Here is a 17848-nt window from a genome sequence, read left to right as displayed (position 1 = left end):
ATTTTCAAATAAAACAGATATGTTTTAGAATAATTAGACTATAAAAACGGACCTGACTCTTTCTATGAAACCAAATATTCCTATATTCCTTACGCTTTTCCGTGTCATTTTAATTCCTTTTTTTGTCATTGCATTTTATTTGCCTTTCTCGTGGTCGCCTTTTTTAACCGTATTGATTTTTTTTATTGCTGGCGTCACAGATTGGTTTGATGGTTATCTTGCACGAAAATGGAAACAAACGACACGTTTTGGCGCATTTTTAGATCCTGTTGCGGATAAAGTGATGGTCACAGTCGCCCTCGCTCTGGTTGTTGAATATCACCATTCTTTTTGGATTACTTTGCCAGCCGTGATCATGATTTCTAGAGAAATCATCATTTCCGCATTAAGAGAATGGATGGCTGAAATTGGCGACAGGAATAAAGTGGCGGTATCTTGGCTCGGAAAAGTGAAAACCACAGCACAAATGTTAGCGTTAGGTGGATTGTTGTGGCGCTATAATGTGGTGATGGAAATTGCTGCGATTGTTTTACTGTATGTTGCGGCGATTTTAACCGTTTGGTCGATGTTACAATATTTAAAAGCGGCTAAAGGCAGCTTACTTTCGGATATTACACTTTAAATACGTTTAAAGGCACTTTCTCCAGTGCCTTTTCTTTTGCCTCTATTTTAGGTTGGAGAATAAGCATTTTTTTATATTGTGATTTGTTTTTAAGCGATTAAATTATTCTTTTACATTTTTTATTTGACTCATTCAGAGAAATAAGTAAAATGCACATCATTGTTTGAGAACACAGTTTCTTATGCAACGCGGGAATAGCTCAGTTGGTAGAGCACAACCTTGCCAAGGTTGGGGTCGCGAGTTCGAGCCTCGTTTCCCGCTCCAATATCTCATATTGCATTAGTGATAATGCCCGAGTGGTGAAATCGGTAGACACAAGGGATTTAAAATCCCTCGCTTTTCGAAGCGTGGCGGTTCAAGTCCGCCCTCGGGCACCATTAAAATGGCAATAAGATCTACAATCCAGTAGCTTAATGCGGCTTTTTTTGTATCTAAGACTTCCTACTTTTGTTTTCCTCATTTCCTTATTAGTAATAACATTCTCTTTTTTAAGATTGCTTCTTGTCTGCTTGAACATTCTGGTTTATTTACGAATGATTTTTATTTGCTTGATATTTAAACATTACAGTTTCTGTTATTTATTTTATAAAATATATTAAACATATTATATTAAAAAAATGTTATGTAAGTTTTCTTATTTTGTGAATATAAAAGAGAAAATGTATAGTACAGAAATAAATCAACTTACCCTAATAAGATTTTATGACTTTACTAATAAATGAAGTAGAGAGATAAACGTAAACATGTATACTTTATTTCAATTTATCTTTCTGTCTCACTCCTTTTGAATGGTGTTGTTATGGGGCGTTCTTATCACATGGGGTAGTGATTTTTTCCTAGTTGATATAATCAGAAAACAGGAGTGATTGCTGGATATTCCGAGTCCGATAGCACAAGAAACCTTGAATAATGAGAATTGTAACAGTTGTTGTCTATTGCGCGTCTACATAACATGTGAGATATGTTTGTAGGATAAGTGGGGCAATGATTTGGAGTATGCCTTATTAAAAGTTAACTTATTCTAAGAGTAATAAATGTACTATTATTTAACCAGGGTAAATTCATTTGAAAGAGCTGCGACAGATGTAAAAGTGTTATAGAAACGTATTATTTTATTCACTAACTCGTCGGACCAGTTGTTTTTGTATATTTTTTTATTTCAGTTCGCTCAAAAATATGATTAAAATTCCCTCAGATTATTTAGTGATTAAAAATGTTTTCTTATGCAATTATCACTAATCACTAGATAACAGTCACATCTCTGATGAGAATATCATTATTTTTTATTAAAAATTAGGAGCATAAAAATGTTTAGTAAATTAACAACTCAAGCTTATATCGCTGTAACTGAATCGATTCGTAACTTTAAGAAAGACGAGCGTGGTGTAACTGCAATCGAGTACGGTTTAATCGCTGTAGCTGTAGCGGTATTAATCGTTGCTGCGTTCTATGGTGACACTGGCTTAGTGAAATCACTTCAGAAGAAATTTACAGACTTAACTACGTCAGTAACTAGTGCACAAGTGGGTGGTAGTCAGCCATAGTACTAAATACTATTTAATAACCAGTTAGTTTTTTTATTTTATATAATAGCTAGCTTACTTGCAGTCTACATTATTTGTAGTAAGTTAGCTGTTATTTAGTATAGTGAACAAATATAACGATGGGTTTTTCCAATTTTCTTAAATGTCAGAGAGGAATTACGTCAATTGAATATGGACTTATTTCCGCAGTGATTGCCGTTTTTATTGTATCGATGCTTTACAATGATAATGGACTTGTTATTGCTCTCCAAGCGAAATTTGACTTGTTAAAATCTACAGTAGTGAATGCACTGAAATAAGTGATTGTTTTTAGGTTTGGATGCCGTGAGTGATATAGTTATCTTTTCTCTTCATTGTATAACAGTGATATTATTAATAATTCTTTCTTGGACGGATATACGGTCAAGAATTATTAGTAATAAAATTGTGTTTTTGTTACTTTTAGTCATTGTGCCACTGGCATGGATTCAATATAAACAGATTTTTTTTCTGCCTGCATTATTAACATTAGTTATTGGTTTTTTGCTATTTACATTTGGGGTTATGGGGGCTGGCGATATCAAGCTGATGTCGGTGTTAATGTTAACTATACCTCATTCTCAAATAATATACTTTTTTCTTTTTACAGCATTTTCGGGTTTATTTTTAATCATCATTGGATTTCTTTTTTTTAGACATTCCATTAGACAACATGGTTTACCCTATGGTGTCGCAATTAGTTGTGGTTTTTTGACCAATTTATTCTTATTTAGCTAAATTATTTACAAGATAAACTATATAAAATTTAAGGGGCTATAATGAATTATAGAATGCTATTTATCATTTCTCTTCTTACGCTGGTTGTTGGTGTCGGGGGGATCTTATTTATGCCAACTGGGGATAGCTCAAGTGTTGGGGAAGGTGGTGTTGCCTTATCTGAGACTGAAAAAAAACCAGAAAAATTAATCACTCTTGCCGAGCTTAAGCGAGATATTCAGGCTGGTAACTTATTACAAGTTGAAGATTATTCGTTAACTGAAATTAAAGTGACGGAAGATAATCCACTTATAAATAATGATTTAACTGATGTGTTAGCACTTTCCAAATTCAAAACACTTCAAGGTCATTTGATTTCTGAAAATTTAAAATCAGGTTCTTTACTTTCTCCATCCGTTGTTATTTCACCTAATGATTCTCGTTTTTTGATGTCTAGTTTAGATACCAAACAAGAGATTGCGTTTAGAATTTATTTAAAACCAACAGAACGTTATATTTTGGATACTTTACGCAGTGGTGATTATGTGTCGGTGTATAACCAAAAAATTGCCTATCGTGCAAGAGAAGAAAGTATTGATAAAAATAGTTTAATAAAAATCATTAATAAGCTTTTAGTATTGCAAGTCTATGTATTTCAGGTACTAGATGAAAATAATGATTCTGCGAAAAAAGAAGATGAATTAGCAGGTGAATATATTGGCTATATCAGTCTTAAAGTCAATGCAAATCAAGCTAAAATGTTTTATGAACTTGAGAAAGACTCTAAATTAATTGTATTGCCTTCAGTTGATGAAGCGGAAAGTTCAAATAACCGTGGTGTGTTTATTAGAAAATTAAGAGGTAACAAATCATGAATAATAAATGTATAACAAAAAAATGGCTTTCTGTGTTATTAATTGGAAGCGGATTGATTTGGTCATCTTTAGTGTACTCTAAGACCTTTAATTTAGAGCAAGGTGGAACAAAACTTGTTCGTACTGACGAGAAAATTGATACTATTTTTGTCTCTTCGCCTTCCGTAGCCGATTATGAAATCTTAGATGATAATAGTTTTATTATTTATGCCAAAGAAGAAGGAAGAGCAGAGGTCACTGCTTTCGGTCAAGACGGTAAGCCTTTAACCACGGATTTTATTAATGTGAATCCACTAATTAGTAATATCAACGATATATCTGATACGAATCGTCAAATTAAAGCACGCTTTCCTAATTCAAACCTCTCAGTTAAGAAAGTCGGGAAAGCATATGTGATAGAAGGGAAAGCACGTACGCTAGAGGAAAGTGAAGAAGCTCATCGTATTGTAGGTGAGGCGTTAGGAAATGGCAAAAAAGTCACAGAAACAATGTTTAATCGTTCTGAAGGTGCAAAGGAATATATTCCGTTTTTGGATAAATATCAATTTGATGGTGTGATTAATAATGCAAATGTAGCAGATACAACACAAATTAATGTGAAACTCTCCGTTGTCGAAGTTAATAAGAAACTCACTGAAGCTTTAGGTATTAACTGGGGAAGAGTGGTTGGTGTCCATAGTGGACCGTTACTTGGTGGAAGTGTCTCTTTAAGCGGTGGTTTCGGTGGAAGCAGTGGTTCAACGCTTAATATAAATGCAACCGGTGTTTCAGCTTTTATTAATGCTTTAAATAATCAGGATAACGGCAAAATTTTGGCTGAACCAAGTATTTCTCTCTTATCAGGAGAAACAGCAGATATTTTGGTTGGGGGGGAATTACCTTTTGCTCAAAAAGATAAAGAGGGTAGTGCAACAATCATTTATAAAGAATTTGGAGTCAAGTTGATTGTGGGGGCAAAGGTACAAAAAAATAAACGTATTCGCTTAGCACTAGATCAAAGTGTAAGTACGATTGCAGGAAGCTATGCTTATGATAATGTAGGTACTGTGCCTTATTTCAATACACGTCGTGCGAAATCTATTTTTGAAGTCGCAGATGGGGAAAGTTTTATTATTGGAGGACTATTTAGTTCTCAGGATGCGGAAGGAATAAATAAAGTACCACTGCTAGGTGATATCCCAATATTAGGCTCATTTTTCCGTAATGCAAGAACAGATCGAGAAGATAAAGAGCTCGTGATTGTTGCAACAGTAAATGTAGTGAAACCAGTACATGAAAGTGATATTGTGTATCCTACTTTTGAACAAACAGGGACTATGGAACGCTTTTTTAATCTGACACCGATTAAAAATGTGTATCATAAAACATTAAGCACTAATTTCTTAAGAAATGGAGGGTTCATCCAATGAGAAAATTAGTCACAAGTATTGTCTTTGTTACGTTGATGTATTCTGCACAAGGTGTAGCATTTTCTAAAAATGAATTAGTAACTAACACTAACGTAGCACAGCCGGTGCAATTAAATGGATTTAGTCGTACACAGTTAGTGAATCGTTATGTGGTGTCGGAATATTCCGATGTAGTTTACCATAATGTGCTTTATTCAGTGCTTAGAGATGTAGGCAGTGATAGGAATAAGCGTGTTCATATTATTTGGTCGAATAAAGAATCAGAAAAAAAAGCCACTGGTATGCGTAAATTTTTGATAAACAAAGGCGTTGAAGCTGCATCGATTAAACTTGTGCGTAGCGAATATAAAAAAGCGCTTTATCCGCTTTATGTTGAAGTATCAAGAATTGGCACAAAGCGTGCTAACTGTCGAATTGATACAGCTGAAGATATGATGAGTTGGGATGGACTCAACCCTTGTGCAACGAAAAGTAATCAGCGCATTCAATTAAAATATTAATAAGAAGGTTCGCTTTATGTTATTACTTGATAAGGAAAATATTACAGTAGACAGTGCTAGAAAGATTATTGTCGTCTCTAGCCGTGGGCATATTCAAAATGATGTTGCACAAATATTAAGGACGCGAGGATTAGAAAATCTAGAAATTGTTGAGGCTGATTTCTTTTTGTCTTCAGATTTAGCATTTTTAGCAGAGGAAACATTAGGTGTTATTGTCGATATAGGACATGAAACGGATATCAAAATTATCGCGGAAAATATTTATAGCATTGTTCCTCAAAGTGTGTGGTGTTGTGTTATTGGTGAAAGCGATTCTATTTCTTTAGCTCAAAAATTATTAGAAGAGGGAGTGCTTTATTTTCACTCAGATACACAATTGAGCCAAATGGCTGAAAAAATTGTATCTGGTGTGAATATTCCTTTAGTTCGTCATACAGTGAGAATTTCTGTACTAAGTTGTAAAGGTGGTTCTGGTGCAAGCTTAATTAGTTCTCATTTAGCTAATGAAATCGTCACAAATAAGAAAGTACCGGTGTTGTTAGCACAAGGCCCTAATGGTTCTCAAGATTTGGATCTTGCCTTTGATAAAAAATTGCAAGGCGATATCGTTGAGTATTCTAACAATCTAGATTTATTTAATGGTATTCCTTCTCGTTTGTCTGTTTCGACGACGGATAAATATAATTTTATTATTTATGATCAGCCAATTTTTAATGTCGTTAAAGACGATTTTGTTAAATTTTTAGAATATAGCAACAGTTTTGTCTTAGTTGTCGAACGGAGTATTGTTGCATTACGTGTAGCCAAACAATTTTTAGATGAATGTGAAAGAATGAGAAGTACCACTGGTAAACCAATTCGTACTTTTATATGTATATCTGATTCTAGATTAGAAACGTCTAAATTAATGGCGATTAGTGATATCGAAACATTATTAAAATGTCAGGTTGATGTTGTCATTCCGTTTTTGAAAAAAACGGACGCTAAAACCGTTTTAGATATTGATTTAGGTCGTGTAGGTAAAAAAGAAATTAATACACTCATGATGAAAGTCGTTGGTGCTGTATCCCGTCATAAGCAAAAGAAAGAGAGACAAAGTTTATTCTCATCGTTAAGAAAAGCGATAATGGGTAATTAATTGAAGAAGAACATCTAATATGTTAACCAAAGAACAGCAAGTTTTTTTTAGAAATGAATTGTTAAGTAATCTTGATATTGAAAAGATTGATGAGATTCAAAGTGAACGCGATAAGCTTGTAGACGAGTTAGTGCAAGTCGTTTATAAAGTTGCTGGTAAAGGAAATATCTATATTACATCAGCGGACGCATTGTTTATGGCAGAATGCATAGCTGATGAAATAGATGGATATGGTCCAATTAGAGAATTGATGGAAGATGAGACGGTCAATGATATTCTAGTGAATGGTCCTGATGATGTTTGGGTTGAGCGAGCAGGTATTCTAGAAAAGACTGATAAAAGATTCATTAGTAATGAGCAACTAACAGATATTGCTAAAAGATTAGTGGCAAGAGTGGGGAGACGCATTGATGATGGGAGTCCATTAGTCGATTCACGCTTACCTGATGGAAGCCGTCTGAATGTTGTGATAGCCCCAATTGCATTAGATGGAACCTCAATATCTATTCGTAAATTTAGTAAATCTAAGAAATCATTACAAGAATTAGTCAATTTTGGTTCTATGACGCGTGAAATGGCGAATTTTTTGATTATCGCGGCACGTTCTCGCGTGAATATCATTGTCTCTGGTGGTACAGGTTCAGGGAAAACTACATTATTAAATGCGTTATCAAATTATATTTCTCCGCAAGAACGAGTTATTACGTTAGAAGATACCGCAGAACTAAGATTAGAACAACCTCATGTAGTGCGTTTAGAAACACGTCTAGCGGGGGTCGAGCGTACAGGCGAAATTACGATGCAAGATCTTGTGATTAATGCCTTACGTATGCGTCCTGAGCGTATTATTGTGGGGGAATGTCGTGGTGGAGAAGCGTTCCAGATGTTGCAGGCGATGAATACGGGACACGATGGTTCAATGTCTACACTGCATGCGAATAGTCCTCGTGATGCGACCGCACGTTTAGAAAGTATGGTCATGATGTCTAATGCGTCTTTACCACTTGAAGCAATTCGCCGTAATATTGCTTCTGCAGTAAATATTATTGTACAAGCTTCGCGTTTGAATGACGGTTCTCGGAAAATCATGAATATTACGGAATTGATGGGAATGGAAAATGGGCAAATTGTTATGCAAGATATTTTTTCCTATCAACCAAGTAAATATCGCGATGAAAATGGAAAGATTACGGGTGAATTTATTTCTCATGGTTTATTAACTCGTTCTGTTGTATATCAAAATGCACAGGTCTTCAATTTAAGTGCAGAATTACAAAGTATTTTTGAAGGTGGGTAAATGACTTTAATGTATTATTTTATTCTCGCTTTTGGTGCTATTTTGTTTTTATATACAGCTCAAGGGTGGAGAAAAACAAGAAGAAAGATTCATCCACATGATGTTTCTCTTGATAAAACCAAAAACCGTATTGCGGAAATAAAGAAAAAAATTCAATTGTGGCAATATTATTTTGTTGGTGGTGATAGAAAAAAATTAGCAAGAAATATTTTTATTAGCTGTGCTATCTTTTTGATTCTATTTTTTATTAATGTGGCGTATGTTCGTCTAGAAAGATGGCTATTTGTGCTTATTTTTGTTTGCTTGTTTATTATTTTAGTTTGGAAGTTAGGGCAATACCGTAATCAGAAAATGTTTAATGCAATGTTTCCTGAAGTTATTCAAATTATGAATGCGGCAGCAACAGGCGGTGCGGGTTTATTACAATCTTTAGAACGTTGTGGCAAAGATTTAACGGGACAATTAGGCGAAGAATTTAAAGCTATACATAAACGTTTGGCGCTGGGAGAAGACCCAATGTCAGTATTTGAAGATAGTTATAGCAGATATCCTTATAAAGAATTTTACTTTTTTATTACCATAATTAGAACGAATCTTTCTAAAGGTGGACAGATTAGAGAAGTGATTACGCGCTTAGGGAGAGTTATTGCAGACAGTAAAAAAATGGAGCAAAAGAAAAAAGCAATGACATCTGAAGCAAGAATGTCTGCTTTTATTGTGGCAAGTTTTCCAATTGCTTTTTTTCTCTTTATGCAATTCGCTATGCCTGAGAACTTTGACTTTTTACTTAATGATCCTAGTGGTCGGTATGTATTGTATTATGTGTTTGGCAGTGAAGCCTTTGGTATGTTGATTATTTGGTGGCTAATGAGGAAATCAACATGACAATGAAGATTATTTTGTTTTATTTTCTCTTGATTATTTTTGGGATTGCAGTTTTGCTGATTGCGTTATCCCATAAGAAAAAATTAGAAAGAAGTAGGGAAATTTTGGCGGGAGAGCGGCCAAAAGAAAAAGGGGAAGAAAATGTTGACAAGAATAAAACGAAACAGCAAATAGAATTAGAATTACTACTTATTAACAATAATCCTTTTTTAAAGATTCTAGCTGTTTTAGATAAAAATATACGTGTGAAGCTTTTGGTCACATTATTATTATCAGGCCTATATTATTTATATGCAGTAAAAAACGATTCAAATTTTGTCATAGGTTTATCTATTATTTTAGTTTTTATTATTGTCATTCCAGGGATTTTGACAAATGCTATTTTGAAAGCTAAGGTGAAAAAAATCATGGTAGATTTACCAGGTTTTATTGACTTAGTTGCAGTAAATGTTCAAACAGGGATTAGTATTGATGCGGCTTTAAAACAAGTGGCAATCGATTTTAAGAAACTTAATCCAGATCTTACTTATGTGATGTTAAGGATTATTAGAAAATCTGAACTTACGGGATTATCACAAGCGTTACAGGATCTTTCGATCTCATTGCCAACAACAGAAATAAGAATGTTTTGTACTGTTTTACAACAGAGTTTAAATTTTGGTTCTTCAATTTATTCTCACTTAATTCAGTTGTCTGCAGATATCAGGGAGATACAATTATTAATCATTGAGGAAAAGTTAGGTACATTATCAGCTAAAATGAGTATCCCATTGATTTTGTTTATTATGTTCCCAATAATCATTTTAATTCTAGCACCAGGTATAATGAGGGTATTTCCAAATGTTTTTTAAATTTACCAAGAAAATCGTTTTTGTTAGTTTAGCTTTATCTGTCGTTGGTTGTTCTACCCATTCTCAGCAAGGCATGACACAGAAAAGTATGTCATCTGAAACAATAACGGCAAAAGAGACTTTATATGAAAGTACGCAAAATTATTCGGCACTCATTTCACTGTATCGCGATGTGTTGAAAGCCAAAGAAGATCCTTCAATACGCTATAAATTAGCGAAGACATACTATCAGCGAGGTGACAGCAAATCTTCTTTACTTTATTTAACGCCATTACTGAATGATAATACGAAGCTTGCTACACAAGCGAAAATATTACAGATAAAAAATCTAATTCAATTAAATAATTTCCAAGAAGCAATTTCTGTCGCAAATGAACTCTTATTAAAATCACCTAATGAAGGAGAAGTATATAATTTAAGAGGTATCGCTTATGCGCAAAATGGGAATTTGGTGAATGCCCGAAATGATATCAATAAAGCAAGAGAGTTCTTTATTAATGATAATGTTGCTATTAATAATTTAGCCATGCTAAATATTATTAATGGCGATTTTAATAATGCTGTTTCTTTACTGTTGCCACAATATTTAAATGGCGTTAAGAATTCTCGATTGATTCATAATCTTGTTTTTGCTTTAGTTAAAAATGGTGATCTTGATTATGCAAAAGATATCATTGTTAAAGAGCGTTTAAATACTTCACCAGATGATTTAATTAATGCATTGAAAAAAACTACACATGTATCAAAAGGTGTAACTCGGTAACACTAAGGATTTGATATGAAAAAGTTTCTATCAAATATAAAAGGAACCTCGTCAATTGAATTTGCTTTGACGATAGCGTTCTATTTATTTGTTGTGATGTTTATTTTTGAATTTTGTCGATTAGCGGTTGCGACAGCTTATTGGGATTTAGCTATAACGGAAAGTGTCAGAATTGCGAAGAATGAACAAGCAATTTCTGGAAATTATGAAGAAGCATTTAGGAAAGCTCTTACAAAGCAAAAAAAATTCCATGATGAATCGACAATTGGATATTTGGCGTTGTTAGAAGATAATAAATTTGATGTAAAAGTCCAATATGTGGATTGTGATAAAGAAACGGAATGTATTAAAAATCTTCTGCTTAATAAATTTCGCCAACCACAAAAAAATCATAAAGGAGAGTTAATCTCTCCTACGGGGAGTCGCGCGACTTTAGCACAATATTCTTTAACTTATAAATATAAGTTTATGGTGCCGTTAGTATTTATTCCTGAGTCTTGGTCTCAAGTAGTGCTGAACCGTGAATTTGTTGTTGTACAGGAATTTGAGCGTTCTCAATTTATGTTAGGAGCAAAACCAAGTTCTCTTGGGACGAATCCATAGAAAATTTACTCATTATTTCGAGCTATATATGAAAGAGTCAGGTTTAGTTAAATTCAAGCATTTTTGGAAAAATAAAAAGGGCGCAGTGACGATAGAGTTCCTTTTTATGTCAATGTTTCTGATTGTGCTATTTGCATTTCTCTTCGATTTAGTAATGTTACGTTCTACATTAGGCAAGTTAGATAATGCCTCATATACATTAGTTAGTATTCTCCGTGAACGTACACAGTTGTACGATAGAGTTGCACAAATTAATATTGATGATCATAAGCAATTTGAAAAGCTTGCTAAGAAACTGATTTATGGTGATCAGAATAGTAATAAAAGGATCGATGTTGTTTTAGAATATTGGGCACAAGACGGTTCTGGACGGAGGATTCCAAATATCATTGGCGATTGTACGCCTTACAAAAAACTTTCTGATTTATCCTATTTATCTCCTCGCTCAGAACTCAATAATGAAAGAAAAATACCGCTTTATCAAATTACTCTTTGTGTTGAAACTCAGGGCTTGTTTGAAACAATATTACTGGATAAGTCTGAGCGTTCAACGGGGCTGATTAGATCATCGTCAATGTCAGTATCACGATAAATTATCGTTAGGGAACTTTATGAAAAAACTTTATTTAATTCGTTCTTGCTATGATTCAGTCAGAAAATTTTATGAGAATGAGCTAGGTGTTTATACAGTAATGACTGCATTACTAGCATTTCCATTATTAGTTTTGATTGGATTTACGGTTGATGGAACTGGGGTTGTGCTTGATAAAGCACGTTTAGCTCAAGGAATGGATCAAGCTGCTTTAGCTTTGGTTGCTGAAAACAATGACTACCGAGAAAATAAAAAACATGGTGATGTTAATCGGCAAGTAGTATCGCCTCAAGACAAAGCAAAATTTGGTGGTAATGAATTTATGGCGAAACAAGAAAAGCGTAATCAAGAGCTTATCCAGGGTATTGCCAAACTTTATTTACGTTCAGAAAATGCGAATGCTTCATCTGATGCACCAATCACTATTGATAAACCTTTTCATTATTCATGTGAGGAGTTAGATTTACCTACAGCTAATGAGTATGCACGTCGTAAACCTATTGTTTGTGAAGTGCAAGGTGGCGTCAATCGTAAATTTTGGCTTCCTGTCAGTGAATCGTTAGTTAGTGAAGATAAACTGAAAAAAGATCGAGTTAGACTGGAATCCGATACCAGTTATGCGATTAAAGAAAAAGGCATCGTGATTCCTGTGGAGCTAATGCTTGTTTCGGATTATTCTGGTTCGATGAATAGTCATTTACAGGATAAAAACGGTAGATCTCTAGGAAAAGCTAAAATTACTATTTTAAGAGAAGTGGTTAGTGAAATTTCGAAAATTTTATTGCCAGAAGATGTTAGCGAAGGTGTGAGCCCTTTCAACCGTATTGGCTTTACGACTTTTTCTGGCGGTGTTAGACAACGGGATGTCACTGAAGGCTGTGTGCTTCCATATGAAGGAAAAATATCACAAACTTCTCGAAAATTAACTATTCGTTATTGGATTACGGGTAATAATACACCTTGGAAATTTAATGCTGGGAGATGGGAGAGAAGTACAGTGTCTTTCCAGGAGCATTATAAAGGCTATTATGACAAATTCCATTCTTCAACTTGTAGAGGCTCAGGGAGCTCTAGAACTTGTCAAATTGATGCAAATCCTAAGAAAATTATGGATTATGCACTAAAAATTAATGACTGGACGACAATTAGAGAATTATTTAATACTTATATAGATGTAAGTGGGACGATTGACCAAATTTCCCAGTTTGATGGTTCAAACAGACGTTATGATATGGTGTTTACTGATGAAGAACGGTGTCTTGGCGGAAATATTGGTAGAAGAACAACTCGAGCTTGGTTTGATCAAAAAAATAAAGATATTACAAGAGAGTTGAATATTGTTCGTCCTTCTGGTTGGACTTCTGCATCTTCGGGGCTTCTTGTTGGAGCTAATATCATGATGGACGAGAATAAGAATCCTGATGCGCAACCTTCGAAACTCGGGACAAATATTCAACGTGTTATCTTAGTATTATCTGATGGTGAAGATAACTGGCCAACTTATAGTACATTAACGACTCTTTTAAACAATGGTATGTGTGACAAAATTCGAGAACAATTGGGCAAGTTACAAGATCCAAATTTACGAGAGCTACCAGGAAGAATTGCGTTTGTTGCGTTTGGCTATAGTCCACCAGCAAACCAAGTTGCCGCTTGGAAAAAATGTGTAGGTGATCAATATTATACGGCTTATTCGAAAGAAGAGTTGTTAGATAGTTTCAAACAAATTATTGGATTTGAAGAAGAGGTGGGGCGTTCTTCATCTCATAAACCGAAATTTTAAGATTGTCCAAGGATAACGCTAAAAAATCTCTTAGCACAGGCTAAGAGATTTTTTTATGTGTTTTTCAAATTTTATCTACTGGTGATTTTAATTCATTACATAACATAACTTTTTCGTGAATAATACAGAATAGACAACAATAAGAATTAAAACGCTCAAGGCATAGAGGCTTAGTCGAACAAACTAAGCTATTTTGCGCGATTGATTGGGATATAGATGTTATTTCAAATAAGCAATAACCATGGTACTGAGAAAGAAGATGAGTGCCGTAATAAAGTAGAAGCGATTTTTCTTTTGGCTGAAAGGTGGTGTTAGCCTTTTTCGGCTAAAGAAAATAGTAGCAACGGCAATATAAAGGGCGATAAAGAGCATTTTGTAAATGAACCATGTTGTTACATTTTGCTGAAAAAGAAGAAATAGCCCAATTCCCGAACAGAACAACAGCGTATCACTTAAGTGCGGTAAGATTTTTAATACTTTTCTGTCTCGCCAATTTTTGCCTGTTAATTGCATCATGCCACGGATAATAAATAGACTGAGGCTGAGAAAGGCACAGGCAATGTGTAGATAAATAAGATAATATGCCATCGATTTTTTTCCTAAGATAAAGAAAGCAGTAGCGAGGCTACTGCTTTAAAATAATATCGTATTTAGTGAATGAATTTAACTTTCTGCGCTTTCGACCGCACTTTCGCTCGCATCACTCTCAATGTCTTCTTCATCGACATCACAAACGCGTTGTAATCCAACCAGTGTTTCACTTTCACTTGTTCGGATGAGACGTACTCCTTGTGTATTTCGACCGATAATATTGATTTCGTTTACGCGAGTACGTACTAGCGTACCGGCATCAGTAATGAGCATAATTTGATCGCTTTCCTCAACTTGTGTTGCTGCAACGACTTTACCGTTACGCTCACTCACTTTAATCGAGATCACGCCTTTGGTGTTACGTGATTTAGTTGGGTATTCCGCTAATTCAGTACGTTTACCATAACCGTTTTGTGTGGCGGTTAAAATGGCGCCTTCATTTTTTGGAATAACAAGTGACACGACTTTATCAATATTGAGATCCAAGGCATCATTAGTATTCTCATCAGAGATCTCTTCCATATCGACCGCACTTTCATCATCCGACAAATCATTCGTTAACGCCAGTTTAATACCGCGTACACCTGTTGCTGCACGCCCCATGGCACGCACAGCATTTTCACTAAAGCGAACTACACGTCCTTGTGCGGAGAAGAGCATGATTTCATTTTGACCATCGGTGATATCCACACCGATAAGTTCGTCTTCATCACGCAAGTTGAGTGCAATAATGCCTGTTGAACGAGGACGACTGAATTCAGTTAAGGCAATCTTTTTCACGATACCGCCGGCAGTTGCCATCACGACAAATTTGTCCTCTTCATAAGCAGTGACAGGTAGAATCGCGGTAATACGTTCATTTTCATCTAATGGAAGAATATTGACGATCGGTCTGCCACGTGCACCACGGCTAGCTTGTGGGAGTTGATACACTTTTAACCAATATAAGCGTCCACGACTCGAGAAACAGAGAATGGTGTCATGGGTGTTTGCCACTAAAAGACGCTCAATGAAATCTTCTTCTTTGGTTTTGGCTGCGGATTTCCCTTTACCACCACGACGTTGTGCTTCGTAGTCAGTAAGGGGTTGATATTTGACGTAACCTTCATGTGAAAGGGTAACCACCACATCTTCTTGGGCAATGAGGTCTTCAAGATTGATATCAGCAGAGCTCGCAGTAATTTCTGTACGACGTGGATCATTAAACTGTTCGCGAATTTGTTCTAATTCTTCACGAATCACTTCCATTAAGCGCTCAGGGCTACGTAAGATATGTAATAATTCGCCGATCACATCGAGGAGTTTTTTGTACTCATCAAGAATTTCATCATGACCTAAGTTAGTCAGTTTTTGTAAACGTAAATCTAAAATCGCTTGCGCTTGAACTTCGGTCAGATAATACATGCCATCACGAATACCGTATTGTTCTTCTAGATCTTCAGGACGTGCCGCATCAACCCCTGTGGCAGCAAGCATTTGTGATACATGACCAAGCTCCCATGCTTGCGCTAATAATGCACGTTTGGCACTTTCAGGATTTGGCGCATTGCGGATTAATTCAATAATCGGATCTACATTGGCGAGAGCAATGGCTAAGCCTTCTAAAATATGGGCACGCTCACGTGCTTTGCGCAATTCATAAACGGTACGGCGTGTGACTACTTCACGACGGTGTAACACGAAAGCTTCAATTAATTGTTTTAAATTGAGCAGTTTGGGTTGACCTTTATCGAGGGCAACGATGTTAATGCCAAAAGTGACTTGCAATTGGGTCAAGGCATACAAGTTGTTGAGAACCACTTCGCCCACGGCATCACGTTTGATTTTAATTTCAATACGCATCCCGTCTTTGTCAGATAAATCCGTGATTGCGCTAATGCCTTCGACTTTTTTCTCTTTTACGAGATCAGCAATTTTTTCAATTAATTTGGCTTTGTTGACTTGATAAGGAATTTCATGCACCACAATGGTTTCACCGCCTTTTTCATCGGTTTCCACTTCAGCTTTGGCACGTACATAAATTTTACCACGTCCTGTTTTATAGGCTTCTTCAATCCCTTTGCGACCATTGATTAATGCGGCGGTTGGGAAGTCTGGACCTGGAATATAAGTCATTAACTCATCAATGCTGATCTCGTTGTTTTCGATATACGCTAAGCAACCGTCTAACACTTCGCCTAAGTTATGAGGGGGAATATTAGTTGCCATACCGACTGCAATACCGGAAGAACCGTTGACTAAAAGCGCAGGGACTTTAGTTGGGAGGACTTCAGGAATTTGTTCAGAGCCATCGTAGTTAGGCACAAAATTGACAGTTTCTTTATCAAGATCCGCTAATAATTCATGGGCGATTTTAGTCATACGGGCTTCAGTATAACGCATTGCCGCGGCAGCATCGCCATCAATTGAACCGAAGTTACCTTGCCCATCTACTAACATATAACGTAATGAAAACGGCTGAGCCATGCGCACGAGTGTGTCATAGACCGCGCTATCACCATGAGGGTGATACTTACCGATTACATCCCCTACGATACGAGCGGATTTACGATAAGGTTTGTTATAGGCATTCCCGCCTTCGTGCATCGCAAATAATACGCGGCGATGGACGGGTTTCAAACCATCGCGTACATCGGGTAATGCACGCCCTACGATGACGGACATGGCATAATCGAGATATGAGGATTTCAGCTCTTCTTCAATACTGATTGGGCTAATATCTTGATGCATAGTATCTTGGACTAAATCGGTCATTGAAAACTTCCTAATCATTGAGTTTGATTAATCAAAAAATTGACGGAATTATAGCATAAAATCTAGTGTTACCCTAATTTTATAGTGAAATTTTGCCTGATTTGGGGAATAATAACGTATTGTTTCTATTCAAAATCATAAGAAGAAATTTCATGCAAAATATTGATCAACAAGAACTTGATAAGTTTGAGAAAATGGCAAAAAGCTGGTGGGATCCGCAAGGGGATTTCAAACCGATTCATCAACTTAATCCGTTACGTTTAAGCTATATTGCACAGCAAGCCAACGGGCTAACGGGGAAAAAAGTGCTGGATGTGGGCTGTGGCGGTGGCATTTTGTCAGAAAGCATGGCAAAGCAAGGCGCAATTGTGACGGGGATTGATATGTCTTCTGCCCCATTACAAGTGGCAAGAAAACATGCTTTAGAAAGCGGGCTACACATTGATTATCAACAAATTACGATTGAGGAATTTTTGCAAAATCAGACCGCACTTTTTGCTGAAAGAGGGGAGGACGAAAAGTTTGATGTGATTACTTGCATGGAAATGCTTGAGCATGTGCCTGACCCGAGTTCGATTATTGCCTGTTGTAAGCAATTATTAAAACCAAACGGGGTGATTTTTTTCTCCACCATTAATCGAACCCTTAAAGCCTGGGCATTGGTGATTATTGGGGCGGAATATGTGTTGAAAATGTTGCCGAAAGGGACGCACGATTACGACAAATTTATTAAGCCAGCGGAATTGCTTCATTGGTGTGATGAAGCACAATTAACCTGTTTAGATATGGTAGGCTATCATTACAATCCATTGGCGGGTAAATTCTGGCTCAATAAAGATGTCAGCGCAAATTATATGGCGAGTTTTCGGATTCAGTCTTAAGGTGTTTTCTTGCATTATCTCAGAC

18 protein-coding genes and 2 tRNA genes are annotated in these 17848 nt (G+C 35.9%); 18 read left to right on the top strand and 2 right to left on the bottom strand.

What is annotated here, in order from left to right; genetic code table 11:
* The first annotated feature begins 64 nt into the window (after positions 1-64).
* From pgsA to CKV69_RS04350, 17 genes are all read left to right on the top strand, one after another.
* The gene (gene pgsA / locus CKV69_RS04430) at positions 65-622 is read left to right on the top strand and encodes a CDP-diacylglycerol--glycerol-3-phosphate 3-phosphatidyltransferase (protein ID WP_005751628.1); all 558 of its coding nucleotides are present in this window, start codon (positions 65-67) and stop codon (positions 620-622) included.
* A 188-nt stretch (positions 623-810) separates the two neighbouring features.
* Positions 811-886: transfer RNA gene (locus CKV69_RS04425), tRNA-Gly, on the top strand.
* 26 nt (positions 887-912) lie between these two features.
* Positions 913-999, top strand: a tRNA-Leu gene (locus CKV69_RS04420).
* A gap of 930 nt (positions 1000-1929) precedes the next feature.
* A complete protein-coding gene (locus CKV69_RS04415) occupies positions 1930-2166 on the top strand; it encodes a Flp family type IVb pilin (RefSeq protein WP_014326145.1) in 237 nt (78 codons plus the stop codon).
* Between the two features lie 119 nt (positions 2167-2285).
* Positions 2286-2465, top strand: a complete 180-nt coding sequence (locus CKV69_RS04410) for a Flp family type IVb pilin (protein WP_016504228.1) — start codon at positions 2286-2288, stop codon at positions 2463-2465.
* A 25-nt stretch (positions 2466-2490) separates the two neighbouring features.
* Positions 2491-2922: an A24 family peptidase gene (locus CKV69_RS04405; protein ID WP_023430147.1), complete on the top strand. Its 432-nt coding sequence runs from the start codon at positions 2491-2493 to the stop codon at positions 2920-2922.
* A 41-nt stretch (positions 2923-2963) separates the two neighbouring features.
* Entirely contained in the window at positions 2964-3776 is an 813-nt protein-coding gene (locus CKV69_RS04400; protein ID WP_014326144.1) for an SAF domain-containing protein, read from the top strand.
* A complete protein-coding gene (locus CKV69_RS04395) occupies positions 3773-5185 on the top strand; it encodes a type II and III secretion system protein family protein (RefSeq protein ID WP_014326143.1) in 1413 nt (470 codons plus the stop codon). Before CKV69_RS04400 ends, CKV69_RS04395 begins: the two co-directional genes overlap by 4 nt.
* Positions 5182-5685, top strand: coding sequence for a tight adherance operon protein (locus CKV69_RS04390; RefSeq protein ID WP_014326142.1), 504 nt, complete (start codon positions 5182-5184; stop codon positions 5683-5685). The genes CKV69_RS04395 and CKV69_RS04390 overlap by 4 nt, the downstream gene beginning before the upstream one ends.
* Before the next feature lie 16 nt (positions 5686-5701).
* Positions 5702-6823: an AAA family ATPase gene (locus CKV69_RS04385; protein ID WP_016533010.1), complete on the top strand. Its 1122-nt coding sequence runs from the start codon at positions 5702-5704 to the stop codon at positions 6821-6823.
* Positions 6824-6842: 19 nt separating this feature from the next.
* Positions 6843-8120, top strand: a complete 1278-nt coding sequence (locus tag CKV69_RS04380) for a CpaF family protein (RefSeq protein ID WP_014326140.1) — start codon at positions 6843-6845, stop codon at positions 8118-8120.
* Positions 8121-9005 (top strand): type II secretion system F family protein, encoded by an 885-nt coding sequence (locus CKV69_RS04375; protein ID WP_016504230.1) that lies wholly within the window; start codon positions 8121-8123, stop codon positions 9003-9005.
* On the top strand, positions 9002-9856 hold the full coding sequence (locus CKV69_RS04370) for a type II secretion system F family protein (RefSeq protein WP_005754292.1): 855 nt from the start codon (positions 9002-9004) through the stop codon (positions 9854-9856). Before CKV69_RS04375 ends, CKV69_RS04370 begins: the two co-directional genes overlap by 4 nt.
* Positions 9846-10619 (top strand): tetratricopeptide repeat protein, encoded by a 774-nt coding sequence (locus CKV69_RS04365; RefSeq protein WP_005754290.1) that lies wholly within the window; start codon positions 9846-9848, stop codon positions 10617-10619. Before CKV69_RS04370 ends, CKV69_RS04365 begins: the two co-directional genes overlap by 11 nt.
* A 15-nt stretch (positions 10620-10634) precedes the next feature.
* On the top strand, positions 10635-11222 hold the full coding sequence (locus tag CKV69_RS04360) for a TadE/TadG family type IV pilus assembly protein (RefSeq protein WP_014326138.1): 588 nt from the start codon (positions 10635-10637) through the stop codon (positions 11220-11222).
* 28 nt (positions 11223-11250) lie between these two features.
* Positions 11251-11814 carry a tight adherence pilus pseudopilin TadF gene (gene tadF / locus CKV69_RS04355; protein WP_014326137.1) on the top strand — a complete coding sequence of 188 codons (564 nt, stop codon included), beginning with the start codon at positions 11251-11253 and terminating at the stop codon, positions 11812-11814.
* 19 nt (positions 11815-11833) lie between these two features.
* Positions 11834-13597, top strand: a complete 1764-nt coding sequence (locus CKV69_RS04350) for a TadE/TadG family type IV pilus assembly protein (protein WP_014326136.1) — start codon at positions 11834-11836, stop codon at positions 13595-13597.
* Between the two features lie 219 nt (positions 13598-13816).
* On the opposite strand, the gene CKV69_RS04345 is transcribed toward CKV69_RS04350, so the two are convergent.
* On the bottom strand, positions 13817-14185 hold the full coding sequence (locus CKV69_RS04345) for a SirB2 family protein (protein ID WP_014326135.1): 369 nt from the start codon (positions 14183-14185) through the stop codon (positions 13817-13819).
* Positions 14186-14260: 75 nt separating this feature from the next.
* The gene (gene gyrA, locus CKV69_RS04340) at positions 14261-16942 is read right to left on the bottom strand and encodes a DNA topoisomerase (ATP-hydrolyzing) subunit A (RefSeq protein ID WP_016533008.1); all 2682 of its coding nucleotides are present in this window, start codon (positions 16940-16942) and stop codon (positions 14261-14263) included.
* A gap of 152 nt (positions 16943-17094) precedes the next feature.
* Between gyrA and ubiG the strand changes: the two genes are divergently transcribed.
* Positions 17095-17823 (top strand): bifunctional 2-polyprenyl-6-hydroxyphenol methylase/3-demethylubiquinol 3-O-methyltransferase UbiG, encoded by a 729-nt coding sequence (gene ubiG / locus CKV69_RS04335; protein WP_014326133.1) that lies wholly within the window; start codon positions 17095-17097, stop codon positions 17821-17823.
* The last annotated feature ends 25 nt before the right edge of the window (positions 17824-17848 follow it).

It is taken from the genome of Pasteurella multocida (assembly GCF_900187275.1).
GTDB classification, from domain to species: Bacteria; Pseudomonadota; Gammaproteobacteria; order Enterobacterales; family Pasteurellaceae; genus Pasteurella; species Pasteurella multocida.
This window is presented reverse-complemented; position numbering and strand designations above follow the sequence as displayed.

Coding starts and splice junctions, on each gene's coding strand:
- pgsA (WP_005751628.1), top strand. CDS start 65: ATGAAACCAAATATTCCTATATTCCTTACGCTTTTCCGTGTCATTTTA.
- CKV69_RS04350 (WP_014326136.1), top strand. CDS start 11,834: ATGAAAAAACTTTATTTAATTCGTTCTTGCTATGATTCAGTCAGAAAA.
- CKV69_RS04385 (WP_016533010.1), top strand. CDS start 5,702: ATGTTATTACTTGATAAGGAAAATATTACAGTAGACAGTGCTAGAAAG.
- tadF (WP_014326137.1), top strand. CDS start 11,251: ATGAAAGAGTCAGGTTTAGTTAAATTCAAGCATTTTTGGAAAAATAAA.
- CKV69_RS04360 (WP_014326138.1), top strand. CDS start 10,635: ATGAAAAAGTTTCTATCAAATATAAAAGGAACCTCGTCAATTGAATTT.
- CKV69_RS04370 (WP_005754292.1), top strand. CDS start 9,002: ATGACAATGAAGATTATTTTGTTTTATTTTCTCTTGATTATTTTTGGG.
- gyrA (WP_016533008.1), bottom strand. CDS start 16,942: ATGACCGATTTAGTCCAAGATACTATGCATCAAGATATTAGCCCAATC.
- CKV69_RS04365 (WP_005754290.1), top strand. CDS start 9,846: ATGTTTTTTAAATTTACCAAGAAAATCGTTTTTGTTAGTTTAGCTTTA.
- CKV69_RS04380 (WP_014326140.1), top strand. CDS start 6,843: ATGTTAACCAAAGAACAGCAAGTTTTTTTTAGAAATGAATTGTTAAGT.
- CKV69_RS04375 (WP_016504230.1), top strand. CDS start 8,121: ATGACTTTAATGTATTATTTTATTCTCGCTTTTGGTGCTATTTTGTTT.
- CKV69_RS04415 (WP_014326145.1), top strand. CDS start 1,930: ATGTTTAGTAAATTAACAACTCAAGCTTATATCGCTGTAACTGAATCG.
- CKV69_RS04390 (WP_014326142.1), top strand. CDS start 5,182: ATGAGAAAATTAGTCACAAGTATTGTCTTTGTTACGTTGATGTATTCT.
- ubiG (WP_014326133.1), top strand. CDS start 17,095: ATGCAAAATATTGATCAACAAGAACTTGATAAGTTTGAGAAAATGGCA.
- CKV69_RS04400 (WP_014326144.1), top strand. CDS start 2,964: ATGAATTATAGAATGCTATTTATCATTTCTCTTCTTACGCTGGTTGTT.
- CKV69_RS04345 (WP_014326135.1), bottom strand. CDS start 14,185: ATGGCATATTATCTTATTTATCTACACATTGCCTGTGCCTTTCTCAGC.
- CKV69_RS04395 (WP_014326143.1), top strand. CDS start 3,773: ATGAATAATAAATGTATAACAAAAAAATGGCTTTCTGTGTTATTAATT.
- CKV69_RS04410 (WP_016504228.1), top strand. CDS start 2,286: ATGGGTTTTTCCAATTTTCTTAAATGTCAGAGAGGAATTACGTCAATT.